Source organism: Agrobacterium sp. MCAB5 (assembly GCF_052114365.1).
In the GTDB taxonomy this organism is placed as follows: Bacteria; Pseudomonadota; Alphaproteobacteria; order Rhizobiales; family Rhizobiaceae; genus Agrobacterium; species Agrobacterium tumefaciens.
Genome location: NZ_JBFREP010000067.1, coordinates 1 through 849, shown reverse-complemented (window position 1 = coordinate 849; position 849 = coordinate 1). Strand labels below are relative to the sequence as shown.

Here is an 849-nt window from a genome sequence, read left to right as displayed (position 1 = left end):
ATCCGCTTCAGCATGTCTTGAAGCGCCGCATCTCGCTGCCAGAAATAGGCCGACTCGCCGCCCCAGCTCTCGAGGAGCAATTCAACGCCGCCGTCTTCGACGTCAACAGGATGCGAGACMATCCAGAACTTGTCGGAGCGGGAGTTAAGCTGATCGCTTTGGTACGGGCTGTCGGCGAACAAGCGATCCGCGACCTCTTGGTTGAATGCGCCAGCAGCAACTTGCGCCGCGAAGCGTGATCGGATGGTGTCGAGGCTAGATGGATAGATGCCGCCCTGTCTAAGAACACCGACTTCCGCGTCGGTCAGGCGGGTATAGTGCCAAGCGCGGATCGTGCGGACTTCCATCAGCCGCATGATATGCTCCTTCACCCACATGAACTCGCCTGCATAACGATTCTCGGGATAGGGCATGGTGCGATCGGAGGCCTCACGCTCCAGCCATTGGCGGCGCGAGGTGAGCATGTAATCGCGGATGACATCGGCGTGGGCGTCGAGGTCGCCGCGCAGCTCGCTGTCGAAGGTTTCGACGTCCCAGACGTCAATGATGGCGATACCCTCGGTCATGCCTCATTCTCGTTTCTTGCTACGATCCGCGCGCATGACTGGCCGACCAACTCCCAAACCCGTTCAATGATCGATTCCAGCGAAACAGCGTCTAGTTCGAGCGATGCGGCGTAAGCACGCCATTGCCGCTGCTTCCCTTCGTCGCCAAACATCTCGACCGAGAGGCCCGGTGGGCGTTCTTTAGGGATTGGCGTCCTACGGCGTTCGAACGTCGCGCGGATGGCCGCATCCAGATCGTCGGCGGGAATGTCGATTGCGCGCGGTATCGCCCACAGGTCGTAAT

At 60.0% G+C, this 849-nt stretch carries 2 protein-coding genes; both read right to left on the bottom strand.

Features of this window, described 5'->3' with window-relative positions; all coding sequences use genetic code 11:
• Positions 1 to 566, bottom strand: a 566-nt coding sequence (locus AB4Z23_RS27335; RefSeq protein WP_441361165.1) for a hypothetical protein, incomplete at its 3' end; no start/stop codon positions are given.
• A partial coding sequence (locus tag AB4Z23_RS27330; RefSeq protein WP_441361164.1) for a nucleotidyl transferase AbiEii/AbiGii toxin family protein occupies positions 563 to 849 on the bottom strand: 287 nt, incomplete at its 5' end. The genes AB4Z23_RS27330 and AB4Z23_RS27335, both read right to left, overlap by 4 nt.